This window comes from Actinomadura sp. 9N407 (genome assembly GCF_044326315.1).
Taxonomy (GTDB): domain Bacteria; phylum Actinomycetota; class Actinomycetes; order Streptosporangiales; family Streptosporangiaceae; genus Spirillospora.
In genome coordinates this window covers 298,957-312,559 of the sequence record NZ_JBIRAW010000002.1, presented here as the reverse complement: position 1 = coordinate 312,559, position 13,603 = coordinate 298,957, and the positions used below count along the sequence as shown (strand labels likewise).

At 72.5% G+C, this 13,603-nt stretch carries 11 protein-coding genes; 9 read left to right on the top strand and 2 right to left on the bottom strand.

Annotation, left to right across the window (positions count from 1 at the left end):
- Nucleotides 1–18 precede the first annotated feature (18 nt).
- The 8 genes from ACH34Q_RS04145 (at nt 19) to ACH34Q_RS04110 (ending at nt 7,880) form a co-directional block, all read left to right on the top strand.
- Nucleotides 19–795 carry a cell division protein FtsQ/DivIB gene (locus tag ACH34Q_RS04145; RefSeq protein WP_395981364.1) on the top strand — a complete coding sequence of 259 codons (777 nt, stop codon included), beginning with the start codon at nt 19–21 and terminating at the stop codon, nt 793–795.
- Between the two features lie 491 nt (nt 796–1,286).
- Nucleotides 1,287–2,786: a cell division protein FtsZ gene (ftsZ, locus tag ACH34Q_RS04140; protein WP_395981363.1), complete on the top strand. Its 1,500-nt coding sequence runs from the start codon at nt 1,287–1,289 to the stop codon at nt 2,784–2,786.
- A 71-nt stretch (nt 2,787–2,857) separates the two neighbouring features.
- Complete coding sequence (pgeF, locus tag ACH34Q_RS04135; protein WP_395981362.1) at nt 2,858–3,703, top strand: peptidoglycan editing factor PgeF; 846 nt, start codon at nt 2,858–2,860, stop codon at nt 3,701–3,703.
- Between the two features lie 16 nt (nt 3,704–3,719).
- Complete coding sequence (locus ACH34Q_RS04130; protein ID WP_395981628.1) at nt 3,720–4,424, top strand: YggS family pyridoxal phosphate-dependent enzyme; 705 nt, start codon at nt 3,720–3,722, stop codon at nt 4,422–4,424.
- Nucleotides 4,425–4,558: 134 nt separating this feature from the next.
- Nucleotides 4,559–5,101, top strand: a complete 543-nt coding sequence (locus tag ACH34Q_RS04125; RefSeq protein ID WP_395981361.1) for a cell division protein SepF — start codon at nt 4,559–4,561, stop codon at nt 5,099–5,101.
- Between the two features lie 23 nt (nt 5,102–5,124).
- Nucleotides 5,125–5,409, top strand: coding sequence for a YggT family protein (locus ACH34Q_RS04120; RefSeq protein ID WP_395981360.1), 285 nt, complete (start codon nt 5,125–5,127; stop codon nt 5,407–5,409).
- A 49-nt stretch (nt 5,410–5,458) separates the two neighbouring features.
- Nucleotides 5,459–6,397, top strand: a complete 939-nt coding sequence (locus ACH34Q_RS04115; RefSeq protein ID WP_395981359.1) for a DivIVA domain-containing protein — start codon at nt 5,459–5,461, stop codon at nt 6,395–6,397.
- A gap of 145 nt (nt 6,398–6,542) precedes the next feature.
- Nucleotides 6,543–7,880 (top strand): hypothetical protein, encoded by a 1,338-nt coding sequence (locus tag ACH34Q_RS04110; protein ID WP_395981358.1) that lies wholly within the window; start codon nt 6,543–6,545, stop codon nt 7,878–7,880.
- Nucleotides 7,881–7,950: 70 nt separating this feature from the next.
- On the opposite strand, the gene ACH34Q_RS04105 is transcribed toward ACH34Q_RS04110, so the two are convergent.
- Both ACH34Q_RS04105 and ileS read right to left on the bottom strand, forming a co-directional pair.
- Entirely contained in the window at nt 7,951–8,787 is an 837-nt protein-coding gene (locus tag ACH34Q_RS04105; protein WP_395981357.1) for a DUF1707 domain-containing protein, read from the bottom strand.
- A gap of 206 nt (nt 8,788–8,993) precedes the next feature.
- Nucleotides 8,994–12,227, bottom strand: coding sequence for an isoleucine--tRNA ligase (gene ileS / locus ACH34Q_RS04100; protein WP_395981356.1), 3,234 nt, complete (start codon nt 12,225–12,227; stop codon nt 8,994–8,996).
- Between the two features lie 915 nt (nt 12,228–13,142).
- Between ileS and ACH34Q_RS04095 the strand changes: the two genes are divergently transcribed.
- Nucleotides 13,143–13,544: a TraR/DksA family transcriptional regulator gene (locus ACH34Q_RS04095; protein ID WP_395981627.1), complete on the top strand. Its 402-nt coding sequence runs from the start codon at nt 13,143–13,145 to the stop codon at nt 13,542–13,544.
- The last annotated feature ends 59 nt before the right edge of the window (nt 13,545–13,603 follow it).

Genomic DNA, 13,603 nt, shown 5'->3' with positions numbered 1-13,603 from the left:
CACTGTCAAGCTTGGGTCATGAACGAGGCCCGGACGTCCCGGCGCGGGACCGCGCCCGGACGGCCCGACCCCCGACCGCGGGAACCCGAGCCCGGCGGTGCCGCCGCCGGGCGGCGGCCGCATCGCTGGAAGGCGGTGTGCGTCGCGCTGCTGGTGATCGGTGTGCTCGGCACCGTGGCGTGGGTGCTGCTCGGTTCCCGCCTGCTCGTGGTGCGCAGCGTCGAGGTCACCGGCACCGAGCTGGCGCCGCGCGACCGGATCGTGGCCACCGCCGGGATCCGGCTCGGCCTGCCCATGGTCCGGCTGGGCACCGGTTCGGTCGAGGCCCGGCTGGAACGGCTCCGCGAGGTCGAGTCGGCCACGGTGGAGCGGCAGTGGCCGGCCACGGTACGGATCGTCGTCCGCGAGCGGGTCCCGGTCGTCGCCGTGGAGCGCGCCGGACGCTACCACCAGCTCGACCGGTACGGCGTCACGGTCACCGACGGCCCGTCCAGGCCACCGGCCCTGCCCACGCTGTCGGCGGCCTCGCCCGGGCCCACGGACGCGTCCACGCTGGCGGCGCTCAAGGTGATCGGGGAACTGCCGGGCGGCCTCAGGACGAGGCTGCACGGGGTGGAGGCCTCCTCGCCCGACACCGTCACGCTGCGGCTGCGCGACGGGCTGACCGTGGTCTGGGGGGCGGCCGGGCGGTCGGCGGAGAAGGTCCGGCTGATCGACGCGCTGCGCGCGTCGCCGGCGGGGCGCGACGCCCGCACCATCGACGTCAGCTCGCCCGAATTCGTCACCACGCGGTGACGGCCGGCCCGGCCGCGCCACCGCCCGCGCCCGGTGATCAAACCGAGACACGGGGGACGTGTGCGGCACTTGAGGCCGGGTAATGGGCAGTGACTCGCATCCGGTGCGTGTGTCGCGGCGATTCCGGACGCGCGATGCGGCACGCTGGAACGGTGGCACCGCGGTTATCGAATGCGAGAATCATGAGGGGCGGAGGGGAGTGATGAGGCTGATGTGGCGACGCACTTCGCCAACCAGGGCATCCGGCGCGTCCCGCGACACGCCGGTTCACTTGGGGGGAGGTTAGTTGACCCTGACGGTAAGCCCGCCCTACTGTCCGTATCAGTCCTCAGGTTGACATAACTGTAAGCCTCAAGTTGAGGGTGAGGGTTCAGGGTGGAAATATCGCCCGGATCCCTGCCAACCAAGACACAGGTCAGGAACACCGCGACGGGGACGGCCGGCAGGCCGGCCCGGCGGGTTGGATAGAGCGAGCGGAAAGGCCCCTCGTCGTGGCAGCACCGCAGAATTACCTCGCGGTCATCAAGGTCGTCGGCATCGGCGGCGGCGGCGTCAACGCCGTCAACCGGATGATCGAAGAGGGTCTCAAGGGCGTCGAATTCATCGCGATCAACACGGACGCCCAGGCGCTGCTGATGAGTGACGCCGATGTGAAACTCGATGTGGGCCGCGAGCTCACCCGGGGACTCGGCGCCGGAGCGAACCCGGACGTGGGCCGCAAGGCCGCCGAGGATCACCGGGAGGAGATCGAGGAGGTCCTCAAGGGCGCCGACATGGTCTTCGTCACCGCGGGCGAAGGAGGTGGCACGGGCACCGGCGGGGCCCCGGTGGTCGCCAATGTCGCGCGCTCCCTCGGAGCTTTGACCATAGGAGTCGTCACCCGCCCGTTCAGTTTCGAGGGCAAGCGCAGGGCGATGCAGGCCGAGGCCGGCATCGAGACGCTCCGCGACGAGGTCGACACCCTCATCGTGATCCCCAACGACCGGCTGCTGTCGATCTCCGACCGCCAGGTCAGCGTGCTGGACGCGTTCAAGGCGGCCGACCAGGTGCTGCTGTCCGGTGTGCAGGGCATCACCGACCTGATCACCACGCCCGGCCTGATCAACCTGGACTTCGCCGACGTGAAGTCGGTCATGTCCGGGGCCGGCTCGGCGCTGATGGGGATCGGCTCGGCGCGCGGCGACGACCGCTCGGTCGCGGCGGCCGAGATGGCGATCTCCAGCCCGCTGCTGGAGGCCAGCATCGACGGCGCGCACGGCGTGCTGCTGTCCATCTCGGGCGGCTCCGACCTGGGGCTGTTCGAGATCAACGAGGCGGCCCAGCTGGTCTCCAACGCGGCGGCGCCGGACGCCAACATCATCTTCGGCGCGGTCATCGACGACGCGCTCGGCGACGAGGTCAGGGTGACCGTGATAGCGGCGGGTTTTGACGAGGGCCGGCCGGTCAAGCCGACGCCTGAACCGGAGGCCAAGCGGCTCCCGCCGCCGCCCCGGCCCGCGCCGCCCGCGGCCCCGGCCAACCCGATTCCGAGCCGCGTCGGCCGCTCGGATGCCTTCGGCTCGGCGCAGGCCGCGCCGCAGCCGCAGCAGTCGGTGGCCCAGGCCGCCGCCGCGCCGGCCCAGCCCGCCCCGCCGCCGCCCGGCCCGCCGCAGCGGCCGGCCGAGCCCGAGCGCGCGCAGCCCGTGGCGCAGGCCGCCGCCGAGGACCGGTCCGCCGGAGGCACCGCCCCGGCCGGAGCCGCCGACGAGCAGCAGTCCTCGCGTACGGCCGAGCCGGCGTCCGGCCGCCCGGCCGGCGGCTCCGCCTCGGCGCAGGAGCGCGAGGCCGAGCAGGAGGCGGCCCGCCCGCCCGCGCCGCGGCCGAGCGAGTCGTCGGCGACCCGGGTGCACGCGGGCGAGGCCGACAGCGGCTCGGCCGCGACCGGCCCGCGCCGCCGCCCGGTCGTGTTCGACGAGGACGACGATCTCGACGTTCCCGACTTCCTCAAGTGATCCGCGCGTGCCCGGCGGGACCGGCCGAGGCCGGCCGTCCGGGGACGCCTGAAATGCCGGAGCCGCTCGCAATGATCGCCCCCCTCGCGCTGGCGGACGGCGTCGGCGCCGCGTTCACCACCCGGGCCGGCGGTTCCAGCGCGGCCCCGTACGACTCCCTCAATCTCGGTGGCGCGGTCGGCGACGACCCCGCCACCGTTCGCGCCAACCGGGACCGCGCCGCGACCGCGCTCGGGCTCGTCCCGGACCGCGTCGTCTGGATGCGCCAGGTGCACGGCGCCGAGGTCGAGGTCATCACCGCCCCCCGGTCCCGGAGCACCTCCGTACCCGCGGGCGATGTTCCCCAGGCCGATGTTCCCCAGGCCGATGTGCCTGAGGTCGACGCGATGGTGACCACGGTGCCGGGGCTCGCCCTGGCCGTCCTGGTCGCCGACTGCGCCCCGGTGCTGATGGCCGATCCGGTGGCCCGCGTGGTGGGCGCCGCGCACTCCGGACGTCCCGGCACGCTGGCGGGCGTGGTGCCCGCGCTGGTGAAACGGATGATCGAGCACGGCGCCGAACCGTCCCGGATCTCCGCGGCGATCGGCCCCGCGGCCTGCGGTGCCTGCTACGAGGTCCCCGAGGCGATGCGGGCGGAGGTCGCCGCCGTGGTGCCCGCCGCGCACGCCACCACCCGCGGCGGCACGCCCGGCCTGGACATCCGCGCCGGGATCGTCGCCCAGCTGGCGGCAGAGGGCGTGACCTCCGTCCAGGTCGATCCCCGGTGCACGATCGAGACGCCCGAGCTGTTCTCCTACCGCCGCGACCGCCTGACCGGCCGGTTCGCGGGCTATGTCTGGCTCAGCGACGACGGCCGGGCCAGTGACGACGGCCGGGTCAGCGACGACGGCGCCGGCGGGCGGCCCGGCCGTGGCTGATTCGCCCGGCGGGACGATGCCCGACGAGGAGCGGCGCGCGGAGCTGGCCGCCAACCTCGCCGACGTCCGCAAGCGGATCGCGTCCGCCTGCGCCGCCGCCGGACGGGACCCGGCCGGGGTGACGCTGGTCGCGGTGACCAAGACCTTCCCGGCCTCGGACGTACGGCTGCTGGCCGGGCTCGGCATCACCGACGTCGCCGAGAACCGCGACCAGGAGGGCGCGCCGAAGGCGGCGCAGCTCACGGATCTCCCGCTGACCTGGCATTTCGTCGGTCAGTTGCAGAGCAACAAGGCCCGGTCGGTGGCCGGTTACGCCGATGTCGTGCAGTCCGTCGACCGGCCCCGGCTGGTGACCGCGCTGTCGGCGGCCGCGGTACGGGCCGGGCGCCTGCTGTGCTGCCTGGTGCAGGTCTCCCTGGAGGAGTCCGGGGGACGCGGCGGGGTCGCGCCCGCCGAGGCGCCGGCGCTGGCCGACGCGATCGCCGGCGCCGAGGCGCTGGTGCTCGGCGGTGTGATGGCGGTCGCGCCGCTGGGAGCCGACCCGGTCCCGGCCTTCGAGCGACTCGCGGCGGCGGCCGCGGCGGTACGGGGCTCGCATCCGGCGGCCGGGGTCGTATCGGCGGGAATGAGCGGGGATCTGGAGGCCGCGATCGCGTGTGGCGCGACACACGTCCGTGTCGGTACGGCGTTGCTCGGCGGCCGACGGGCAATCGTCAGGTAATGTCCCCCCAGTGGGTACCTGCCGAAACGGCGGGCCACGCCGGAACGGCAGGCCACTCGGAACGGCAGGCCGCACAGACGTAGCGGTCGTACGGCGGCGCAGGGCGCCGCGGCCACAGGACGACGGAGGGGCATATGGCCAGCGCGATGCGCAAGATGGCGGTCTACCTCGGCCTTGTGGAGGACGACCGCTACGACGACAAGTACGACTACGACGAGTACGACGTGTACGACGATGAGGCCGACCCCGCCCAGGGACGGTCCGCTCGGCTCCGCGAGGACGAATCCGGCGGTCAGCTTACCCGAGCGGACGAGACCGCGGAGCGGGATCGCGATCATCACACCGCGTCTGCGGCGGAGCGGCGCTCCGTCGCGCTCTACGAGTCCGGTACCACCGACCTCGCTCGTATCACTACGCTGCACCCGAGGACCTACAACGAGGCCAGGACCATCGGGGAGCACTTCCGTGAGGGCACCCCGGTGATCATGAACCTGACCGAGATGGTCGACAGCGACGCCAAGCGTCTGGTCGACTTCGCGGCAGGTCTCGTGTTCGGCCTGCACGGGAGCATCGAGCGTGTTACGAACAAGGTGTTCCTGCTGTCGCCCGCCAACGTCGAGGTGACGGCGGAGGACAAGGCCCGGATGGCAGAACGAGGGTTCTTCAACCAAAGCTGACCGCCACATGTGAGAGTGTGTCCGTGACCTACGTTGGAACCGTGCTGGTGATCGTCCTCTACCTCTTCCTCCTGTTCCTGATCGGGAGGCTGATCCTGGAGGTACTGCAGTCGTTCGCACGGTCTTGGAAGCCCACGGGGCCGGTGCTGGTGATCGCTGAGATCACCTACACCATCACCGATCCGCCACTGAAACTCCTGAGGCGTTTCATCCCGCCCATCCGTCTGGGTAACGTGGCCTTGGACCTCAGCTTCACTGTCCTCATCCTTGTGGTCTGGGTCATGATCATCTTCGTGCAGAGGCTCTGATCGGATACCGTCCTTTGGGACAGACTCCAAGCGCGCCAAGGAGACGAACATGCCGCTGACACCCGCCGATGTGCGGAACAAGCAGTTCAGTACCACCAGGCTGAGGCCGGGGTACGACGAGGAGGAGGTGGACGCCTTCCTCGACGAGGTCGAGGCGGAACTCGACCGACTCATCCAGGAGAACGAGGAGCTCCGGGCCAAGCTGGCCGAATGCCTGCGCGGCAAGGTTCCGGCGATGGCGGCCCCGATCGTCGAGCCCAAGCCCGACGTGGCCAAGATGCCCGAGCCCCCCCGGCAGCCCGAGCCGCAGCAGCACCAGCCCGAGCCCGAGCCGGCCCTCGGCGGCGGCCTCGGCATGGCGCCCGCGCCGTCCGGTGAGGACAACATGGACACCGCGGCCCGCGTGCTGGCGCTGGCGCAGCAGACCGCCGACCAGGCGATCGCCGACGCCCGCCGCGAGGCCGACGAGACGCTGGGCCGCGCCCGCCGCGAGGCCGAGGAGATCCTCGGCAAGGCCCGCCGGCAGGCCGACCAGATCGTCAGCGAGGCCCGGTCCCGCGCCGAGGCCCTCGACCGCGACGCCCAGGAGCGGCACCGCCAGGTCATGGGCTCGCTCGTGCAGCAGCGCGAGGAGCTCGAGCGCGAGGTCGACAACCTGCGCGCGTTCGAGCGCGAGTACCGCAGCCGGCTGAAGGTCTACCTGGAGGGCCAGCTGCGCGACCTCGAGGCCGGCAGCACCGAGACCGGTGGTTTCCCCGCCGTGACCGGTGGCGGCGGTTCCGCGCAGCAGTCCGGCGGCCAGCAGACCGGCCCGCAGAGCGCGATCCAGCACGACAACCGCAACGGTGCCTCCGGCGGCGGTTCCGGTCAGACCGGGCCCGGGTCCTTCCCGCCGCCCGCCGAGCAGCAGCACGCCCAGCAGGTTCAGCACTCGGCCACCGGCGCGTTCCACGCCGGCGGTGACAACCCGCCGCACGAGAGGCGCTGACCGGCCGAGCGCAGGCGATAGTGTCTTCCCGTTCGCCCGTCACGGATGGCATCGTGGCCATCCAGGCGGCGCATCGGAGCCTCGGCGGCGGCCTCCGGCCTTAGCACGGTCCGGGGCATGCGGCCCGTGAAGGGGGAGAGACCCTGTGATCATCCTGAGTGGCGTTCTCGTGATCGTCGCGATCGCCCTGCTCGTCGCCGGCATCGTGGCCGGCAACGCGGAGAGCGCGCAGGTCCTTGGACTGGACGCGCTGGTGGTGATCTACATTTCGATCGCCGTCAGTGTGGTGTCCGCGCTCTGCCTGGCCGTCGGGGTGTTCCTGCGGCGCGATGAGCTCCGCGGAACGGGAGCGACCGCCCCTTCCGCACGCAAGGGCGGGCGCAAGGCCAAGGCCGACAAGGCCAAGAGCGGCAAGGGCGGCAAGACTGCGACCCCCGTGCCCGCGACCGGGCGGGCCAAGCCTCCCGTTCCGGCCGACCCGGCCGTCAAGGACGGCGACGCCGACGGCGAGATGGAGATCCCGCCACCGCCGGCCGATGTCCCCGAAGACGCCGTGGTCTTCGTCGTACGCGGGCGCAAGCGCTACCACCTCGACACGTGCCGGCAGCTGGCCGGCCGTGACCGGGAAGAACTGACCTACGCCGAAGCCAGGGAAGAGGGCTTCAGCTCCTGCACCGCCTGCATGCCCGACACCGCACTGGCGGCGCGCGCCGCGGTGTCGGTCCCCGCAGGCTCGGCGGAGCGGGCGGGCGCCTCGGGTGCCCCCGCTGCCCTGGCCACTCCGGGCAAGGGCGCGAGCGAGCTGGGCAAGGGTGAGCCGGGAACGGGCCAGCAGGGCAAGGGCGGGCCCCGTCCCGCTACGCCCGAGGCCGCCGTGACCACCGAGCTCCCCGTCACCGGTGCCCCCTCGTCCGACCTTCCCGGTCCTGGCGCCCCGAGTTCCGGTACGCCGAGTTCCGGTGCCCCGGGCGCGTCCGAGAGCGCGCCCTCCGGGTTCCTGTCCAAGCGGAAGGCGTCCAAGGCGGCGCCCGATCCCGTACCGGCGGGCACGCCCGAGCCGTACAAGGCAGACCCGTACAAGCCTGAGCCGTACGAGAGCGGCCCGGCCGCCGACGAGGCCAAGGCCGAGCCGGTCGCCGAGCCCGAGGTCCCGCAGTCCCGCGGCCCGCTGCCGTCCGCGTGGCCGGCCCCCGGGGCCGCCACCGTGACCGACATTCCGGTGGGTACCCCTGCGGACCCGAGCGACTCCGCGCCGGAGGCCGAACCCGCCGCCTCGGACGCGAGCCCGTCCGGCGAGGGAGCGCCCGCCGCCGACGACGCCCCGGTGCGCATCCTCAGCGGGACCAAGCGCTACCACCGCGCCGACTGCTCGCTGATCGAGGACATCGGCGACGAGGCCGACGACCTGGAGACGATCAGCCGGGCCGACGCCGCGGCGCGGGGCTGCACGCCCTGCCTGGTCTGCCGGCCCGACGGCGGCTGACGCCGGGCGGTACCGGAACCTCAGCGATCCAGTGGCGTCGATCCAGTGGCGTCGGGTCAGTGGCGTCGGGTCAGTGGCGTCGGCGGGACTCGCGCATTTCGCGCAGGTGCTCCCGCCGCTCGTCGCGCAGCTCGCGGTGCTGGTCGCGGACGTCGCGGTGCATCTCGTGCAGCGCGCGATGGTGGTCGTGCCGCTCGCGCTCGCGGTCGCTCCGGGTCGCGCCGGCCTCCTTCCTGGACGCCGACACCCCGCCGAACAGCACCAGCCCGGTGATCCGGATGACCGGGGCGTCCGGGTCGGTGGTGTCGTCCTCGGGTATGTCGACGCCGCCGAACACGGCCGAGACCGAGTTGACCACCCGTACGCCCGGCGGGATCTTGATGTCGACGCCGCCGAAGACGCAGGTCACGTTGAGGGTGACCTCGCGCTGCGACAGGACGGCCTGGCGGAAGTCCAGCTCGGCCCCGCCGAACATGCACGACACGGTGGTGGACGGCTCGACCAGCCAGCGGCCCCGGCGCTCGGCCCCCGAGAAGACGGCCAGGATCGAGGTGGAGTGCCGCTGGGGCGCGGGTAGCCGCGGCTCCTTGTCCAGCCGTACGCGCGGCGGCAGGGCTTCGGCGCCGGGTACGGGCGACGGCTCGCCGGGCAGGTCGCTGAGCACGGGCTCGAGTTCGGCGTAGGTCCGGGCCTCGTAGACCACGTCGATGCGCTCGGCGTGCTCCTCCGGCGTGATGCGTCCTTCGGCGAGGGCCTCGCGGAGGCGGTCGGCGACCCGGTCGCGGTCGGCGTCCGAAGCGCGCATCGCCGACGGTGCCGGCGCGGCGGGCGCGGCGGGCGCGGACGGCGCGGCGGGTGCGGACGGGACGGGGGCCGGGCTCGGTCGGGCGGGTTCAGACGGGTTCACGCGACTCATCATCGCAAACGCGATAGGTCGCGAGAAGGCCCTTTGCCGGGTTTCCTCGGCGGGACGGGCCGCCCGATGCCGGAGCGGCCCGTCCCACCTGCGATTTCATGCCTTCTGTCGATTCATGCCTGACGGGTTTTCATGCCCACCGGGTGTTCAATCCCACAGGGTGGTCGGCATGACGGGTGTTCTGGCCATCTGGGTGTTCAGGCCTTGCGGAGCCAGAAGGTCAGGCCCAGCTCGTCGTCCTGCTGGGCGGGCAGCCCGTGGTCGGCGCCGCCCTCGGCGGGGCGGCCCTCCCGTACCGCCTCGGCCAGGACCTCGGCGCCGAGCTCGCTCTCGTGCGCGCGCAGTGCCTCGGCCAGGTCGTCGTTGGTGGCCCGCCACCACAGCTCGATCCGGTCGGTGACCTGGAGCCCGGTGGACTTGCGGGCGTCCTGGACGAGCCGTACGGCCTCGCGGACCAGGCCCGCGCGGCGCAGCTCGGGCGTCACGGTGAGGTCCAGCGCGACGCTCTCGCCCCCGGCGCTCTCCACCGCCCAGCCGCTGCGCGGCCGCTCGGTGACGATCACCTCGGCGGGGGCGAGGGCCACCGCGCCGACGCCCTCGGCCTCGACCGTGACGGTCCCCTCGGCCCGCAGCGCGGCCACCAGCCCGGCGGCGCCGGCCCCGGTGACCGCCTTGGCGACCTTGGGGGTGTCCTTGCCGAAGCGCTTGCCGAGCTCGCGGAAGTTCGGCTTCACCTCGTACTCGACCAGGTCGCCGCCGATCGAGGACAGTTCCTCGAACGCCAGCACGTTGAGCTCCTCGGAGATCTGCGCGCGCAGCTCCGCCGGAAGGCCGGCCCATCCCTGCGCGCCCACCAGAGCGCGTCCCAGGGGCTGGCGGGTCCGTACCCCACTTGTCGCCCTCGCGGACCGCCCCAGCTCCACCAGGCGCCGAACCAGCGCCATCTGGGACGACAGTTCGGCGTCGAGCAGGTCCTCCCGTACGGACGGGAACTCGGTCAGATGGACCGACTCGGGCGCGTCGGCGGGACGGATCACGTCCCAGACGTAGTCGCTGAGGAAGGGCGTCAGGGGCGCCATGAGCCGGGTCAGGCCCTCCAGGCACTCGTAGAGCGTCGCGAAGGCCGCGGCGCCGCCGGGCGTCTGCGGGCCCTCCCAGAAGCGCCGCCGCGAACGCCGGACGTACCAGTTGGACAGGTCGTCGACGAACTCGGCCAGCCGGCGGCCGGCCGCGGCGGTGTCGAAGCCGTCCAGCGCCGCGTCCACCTCGCGGATCGTGCGGTGCAACTCGGCCAGGGCCCAGCGGTCCAGCATCGGCCGGTCGGCCGGTGCGGGTGCCTCGGCCAGGCGGTCCGGTGTCCACGCCTCGCCCTGGCCTCCCGGGAGGTCGGTCGGGGCGGACTGGTCGGGGGTGAACGCCGCCGCGTTCGCGTACAGGACGAGGAACGAGGCGGTGTTCCAGTACGTGAGGAGCACCTTGCGGACGATCTCTTCCAGCGCGCCGTGCCCGACCCGCCGGGACGCCCAGGGCAGCCCGCTGGCGAGCATGAACCAGCGCAGCGCGTCGGCGCCGTGCTCGTCCATCAGCGGGATGGGCCGCAGCACGTTGCCCAGGTGCTTGCTCATCTTGCGGCCGTCCTCGGCCAGGATGAGCCCCAGGCACAGGACGTTCTCGTACGACGACCGGTCGAACACGAGCGTGCCGACGGCCATCAGGGAGTAGAACCATCCGCGCGTCTGGTCCTGGGCCTCGCAGATGTACTGCGCCGGGTAGGAGGCCTCGAAGACCTCCTTGTTGCGGTGCGGTGCGCCCCACTGGGCGAACGGCATCGACCCCGAGTCGTACCAGGCGTCGATGACGTCGGGTACGCGCCGCGCCTCGCCACCACACTGCGCGCAGGGCAGGGTCACGTCGTCCACGAAGGGACGGTGCGGGTCGAGGTTGGAGAGGTCCTGACCGGCCAGCTCGCCCAGCTCCTGGAGCGAACCCACGCAGGTGATGTGGCTCTCGTCCTCACCGCACACCCACAGCGGCAGCGGCGTGCCCCAGTACCGGCTGCGGGACAGCGACCAGTCGACGTTGTTGCGCAGCCACTCCCCGTACCGGCCCTCCTTGACGTTCTCGGGGAACCAGTTGGTCTTGGCGTTCTCCTCCAGCAGCCGGTCCTTGACGGCCGTGGTGCGGATGTACCAGGCGGGGAGTGCGTAGTAGAGCAGCGGCGTGTGGCAGCGCCAGCAGTGCGGGTAGCTGTGGTCGAAGTGGCCGCCGCGGTAGAGCAGCCCGCGCGCGCGCAGGTCGTCGGTCAGCGACTCGTCGGCGTCCTTGAAGAACTTGCCGCCGACCATGGGCACGCCGGCCAGGAAACGGCCGTCGGGGCCGATCGGGTTGACGACCGGCATGCCGTAGTTCTTGCACACGGTCAGGTCGTCGCCGCCGAACGCGGGGGCCTGGTGGACCAGCCCGGTGCCGTCCTCGACGGTGACGTAGTCGCCCAGCACCACGTAATGCGCGTCGGGGATGTCCACCAGGTCGAACGGGCGCGTGTAGGTCGTGCGTTCCAGTTCGGTGCCCTGGAACGTGGCCAGCCGCTCGGCCCCCTCACCGAGGACCTCGTCCACCAGTGGCTCGGCCACCACGAGCACTTCGTCGGAGCCCGCCGGGCGCGCCGCGACGTAGGTGACCTCGGGGTGGACGGCGACCGCGGTGTTGGAGACCAGGGTCCAGGGCGTGGTCGTCCAGATGAGCAGGGACGCGCCCAGCTCGGCCAGCGGCCCGGAGGTCGCCGGCATCCGCACGTACACCGAAGGGCTGGTGACCGTCTCGTACCCGCCGGGCTGGCCCAGCTCATGGTCGGACAGGCCGGTACCGCAGCGCGGGCAGTACGGGGTGATGCGGAAGTCGCGGAACAGCAGGCCCTTGTCGAAGATGACCTTCAGGGACCACCAGACCGCCTCGACGTACTCGGGGTCCATGGTGCGGTACGCCTGGGCGGTGTCCACCCAGAAGCCCATCCGCTCGGACATCTCCTCGAAGGCGTCCACGTGCCGCAGCACCGACTCGCGGCAGCGGTCGTTGAACTCGGCGATGCCGTAGGCCTCGATGTCCTTCTTGCCGGTCAGGCCGAGTTCCTTCTCCACCGCCACCTCGACGGGCAGCCCGTGGCAGTCCCAGCCGGCCTTGCGGGGGACGTGGTAGCCCTTCATGGTCCGGTAGCGGGGGAAGACGTCCTTGAAGGCCCGGGCCTCGACGTGGTGCACGCCGGGCATGCCGTTGGCGGTGGGCGGGCCTTCGTAGAACAGCCAGCGGGGACCGGACGCGGTGCGCTCGAGCGACCGCTCGAACACCTTGCCCTCCCGCCAGCGGTCCAGCATCTCCCGCTCCAGGGCGGGCAGATCGACCTGCGACGGCAGGGGCCGGAAATTGCGGGTCACGTGGGCGGACCTCCGGATCGACGTGAGTACTGCACGTGGACCGGAGGGACGAGACGCCCGCCCAGATCTGCCGGGCCGGATCCCGCGGTACCACCCTCCTTGACCGCGCTCGTGCGTACGTTCACGCGCGGCGCGACCCGCTTCGTTCGAGTCTCGGCGGCCGGGTCTACTGAGCCGGGCCCGGATCGTGGAGATCGGGTCCGGCGGTTCCTCCGGCGGCTCCGGGGTGATCGGACCGCCGGGCTCGCCCCCGGGCTCGCACCGTCCCCGGGTCGCTCATGGCTGCGTACGGCGGCAGGTGTCCCCATCACGGCCTGCCCTATGACTGCTCGCTGTGAGAGTAACGCACGCGGCCGCAAAACTCTTTCCATTTCCCCTGCTCCGGGGGCGCCCGTGGCCGGTGTGGCGGAACTCTCTTTCGCAGATTGTGCGGGCGTCCGGGTTCTCGGCGCACCGTCACCGGGCATATGCGGCCTGTAACGGAGCCAGGTTGTTTGCCGTCTCGCCGAAAGGGAACCTATGCTGCCCGCACTGCCCGTCGACAAGATCAGCGCGAGGGGGGCCGACATGGCCGCGGGGAGGGGCGCGACGCCCACCGCCGACACCCCGGCCAAGAGCACGGGGACCAGAAGCACAGGGACCAAGAGCACGGCGCCCAAGAGCACGGCGCCCAAGAGCACGGGGCCCAACAGCACGGCGCCCAACAACACCGGGCCCGCGGCGAAGGGCACGGGCAAGGGCGCGGCCCGCCCGGCCTCCAAGGCCGCGGCCGGGAAGAGCCCTGCCAAGCGGGGCACGGCCAAGCGCGCCGCTCCGGCGGCCAAGCCCAGCACCAAGCCCACTGCCAAGCCCAGCGCCAAGCCCGCCGCCAAGGCGGCTCCGGCCAAGCGGTCCGCCCGTTCCGACCGGTCGGAGGTGGCGGCCCGGGCCGCCACCCTGCCGGTACGCGAGGGCGAGGACCGCTGGACCGGTACGGAGCTGGCCGAGGTGCGCGCGGCGCTGGTGGAGCAGATCGCCGGGCTGGAGGCCGAGATCGCCGCCTCCACCACGCAGATCGCCGAGGGCGACACCGCCGACGGCGCCGGCGACGACCAGGCCGACACCGGGGCCAAGACCTACGAGCGCGAGCATGAGCTCTCGCTGGCCTACAATTCGCGTGACCTGCTCACACAGAACGAGCGGGCCGTACAGCGGATCGACGCCGGCACCTACGGGACGTGCGAGTCCTGTGCCAGGCCGGTGGGGAAGGCGCGCCTTCAGGCCTTTCCACGTGCGACGCTGTGCGTGTCATGCAAACAACGCGAGGAACGTCGCTGAACGACGCAACAGAATCCGAGAGCGCCGCCGGGGGATCGACGGGATCCCCCCGGCCGCGC